Annotated in this window: 1 protein-coding gene; it reads left to right on the forward strand. The window is 68.5% G+C overall.

Translation table 11 applies throughout. The features are described 5' to 3' along the window. Positions 1-145: 145 nt before the first annotated feature. On the forward strand, positions 146-1,684 hold the full coding sequence (locus ABNX41_RS21730) for an aldehyde dehydrogenase family protein (protein ID WP_438671762.1): 1,539 nt from the start codon (positions 146-148) through the stop codon (positions 1,682-1,684). Positions 1,685-1,720 lie beyond the last annotated feature (36 nt).

Below are 1,720 nucleotides of genomic sequence, written 5' to 3' on the forward strand. Positions count from 1 at the left end.
GCCTGTGGTCGCCCGAGGTCTCGGGCGTCCCGGATGCCGAGGATTTCACCCGGCTGGGCGACCCGGCCCTGGGATCGAAATCTCTGCGACCAAAACCCCTTTGATCACCCCCCGCGATCGAAATTCCAAGGAAAGCCCTGATCCGATGCCCCAGATCCCCCCATCCAACGCCGCCCCCCGGATCGCCGAACTGATGCGGGAACTGCTGGGCTTTCCCCATGTCGCAAGCCTGGTCGCGGGCGAGGCGATGGCGGGCGACGGCGCGGCGATCCAGCTTCACGACCCCGCCACGGGCGAGAAGACCGAAAGCTATGCCGATGCGGGTCCGGCGGTGATTGCGGCCGCGCATGAGGCGGCGGCCCGCGCCCAGGCCGAATGGTGGGGCAAGACCGCCTCGGAGCGGGGCCGCATCCTGTGGAACGTGGCGCGCCTGGTGCGCGAGAAGGCGCCGCTTCTGGCCGAGCTTGAGGCGCTTTCCGCGGGCCGCCTGATCCGCGACATCGCGGGCGAGGCGGTGCGCATCGCCGAGATGTTCGAATATTACGCGGGCTGGGCCGACAAGCTGCATGGCGAGGTGATCCCGGTCCCGACCAGCCATCTGAACTACACCCGGCCCGAACCCTATGGCACCGTGGTTCAGATCACGCCCTGGAACGCGCCCCTGTTCACCTGCGGCTGGCAGGTGGCGCCCGCGATCTGCGCGGGCAATGCGGTGGTGATCAAGCCCTCGGAACTGTCGCCGCATTCGACGCTGGTGGTGGCGCGGCTGGTCGAGCTTGCGGGCGCGCCGAAGGGGCTTGTGAACGTGATCGCAGGCGCCGGGCCCACGGCGGGGCAGGGGGCGATCGAACATCCCGGCACCCGGCTGGTGGTCTTCGTCGGCTCGGCCCTCGCGGGGGCGCGGATCGCCGGGGCGGCGGCGCGCAACCTCGTGCCCTGCATCCTGGAACTGGGCGGGAAATCGGCCAATATCATCTTCGACGACGCCGATATCCACCGCGCCATTCCCGGCGCGCAGGCGGCGATCTTCGGCGGGGCGGGGCAAAGCTGCGTCGCGGGCTCGCGCATCCTGGTCCATCGCGCGATCCACGAGCGATTCGTCGATCTCTACGGCCGCGCCACCGCGACCATCCCGGTCGGCGCGCCGATGGACCGCGCGGCGCTGATGGGGCCGATCAACAACCTGCGCCAGTATGAAAAGATCCAGGGCATGGTGAGGACCGCGCTGGAGCAGGGCGGGCGGCTGGTGACGGGCGGGGCGAAACCCGCGCATCTGGCCGACAGCGACGGCTATTTCTACGCGCCCACCGTCATCGACGGCATCCGCCCCGGGATGGAGATCGCCACCGAGGAGGTCTTCGGCCCGGTCGTCGGCGTGACCGCCTTCGACAGCGAGGAAGAGGCCGTCGCGCTGGCCAATGCCACGCCCTACGGCCTTGCGGGCGCGGTCTGGACGCAGGACGTCGGCCGCGCGCATCGCGTGGCGGCAAGGGTGCGCGCGGGCACGTTCTGGATCAATTCCTACAAGACGATCAACGTCATGTCGCCCTTCGGGGGCTTCGGAAAATCCGGCTACGGCCGCTCCTCGGGACGCGAGGCGCTGGCCGCATATTCGGTCACCAAAAGCGTCTGGGTCGAAACCTCGCAAACACCAACCATGACCTTCAGCTACTCACCAGAATAAAACTCACCAACGCAGAACCAAAAGAATGGCGTTCGC

The organism is Pseudogemmobacter sonorensis, assembly GCF_042762395.1.
GTDB classification, from domain to species: domain Bacteria; phylum Pseudomonadota; class Alphaproteobacteria; order Rhodobacterales; family Rhodobacteraceae; genus Pseudogemmobacter; species Pseudogemmobacter sonorensis.

Coding starts and splice junctions, on each gene's coding strand:
- ABNX41_RS21730 (WP_438671762.1), top strand. CDS start 146: ATGCCCCAGATCCCCCCATCCAACGCCGCCCCCCGGATCGCCGAACTG.